This is a genomic window from Polynucleobacter sp. Tro8-14-1, from assembly GCF_018881655.1.
In the GTDB taxonomy this organism is placed as follows: Bacteria; Pseudomonadota; Gammaproteobacteria; order Burkholderiales; family Burkholderiaceae; genus Polynucleobacter.
Genome location: NZ_JACVPX010000016.1, coordinates 1 through 866 on the forward strand (window position 1 = coordinate 1; position 866 = coordinate 866).

An 866-nucleotide genomic window follows, 5' to 3' on the forward strand; every position below is an offset into this window, starting at 1 on the left:
GTGAACTGACCCACAAAAGTTGGACAGTTTAGTTAGGTTAGCACGAGGGATTGAGTTCGGTAATTTACCGGGCTTAATCCCTTTAGTTTTTGTTTGATCCGATCATGGTTGTAGTAGTGGATATATTCCTCTAGCCCCGCCTTAAATGCTTCAATAGTCTCAAACTTCTTTTGGTAGAAGAACTCCGTTTTCATCATCCCAAACCAGTTCTCCATGACTGAGTTATCTAGGCAATTGCCTTTTCTGGACATGCTTTGAGTAATGCCTTGCTGGTGAAGGGCCTGTTGATACAGCCCCATCTGGTATTGCCAACCCTGGTCTGAGTGCAACATAGGCTTGTCTTTTGGTCCCAGTTGTTTAAATGCGCTTTGGAGCATTTGCATTACTGAGCTAATCTGTGGTCGATCGGCAATCTCATAGGAGATGATCTCTTGGTTGTATAGATCTAAGATCGGCGAGAGGTATACCTTCTCACCCCTGATGTTGAACTCCGTCACATCAGTAACCCACTTCTGATTGGGTTTACTGGCCGCAAAGTTACGCTCTAATAAGTTCGGTGCCACCTTACCAATGCCGCCTTTATAGGACTGATAGCGTTTAGGCCTAACAAGGGATTTAAGTCCTAGTTGCCCCATCAGCTTTTGTACAGTCTTGGGATTGAGATAGCGCTGCTGATTGCTCAACTCTAAATGGACTCGCCGATAGCCATAGCAGCCCTTGTGGCGATGGTAGATTGCGCCAATTTGAGTCTTAGCATCCAGATAGGGGTCGACTTTAGCGCTAGCACTTAGCTGGTAGTAGTAGACACTCCTAGCCATATTGGCAATGCCTAGGATAGTTTGCAAAGGGTACTGCTGCCTTAACTC

Annotated in this window: 1 protein-coding gene; it reads right to left on the bottom strand. The window is 45.8% G+C overall.

Annotated elements, in window-relative coordinates; translation table 11 throughout:
• Positions 1 to 32: 32 nt before the first annotated feature.
• The coding region (locus ICN34_RS11460; protein ID WP_216122737.1) for an IS3 family transposase at positions 33 to 866 on the bottom strand (834 nt) is incomplete at its 5' end.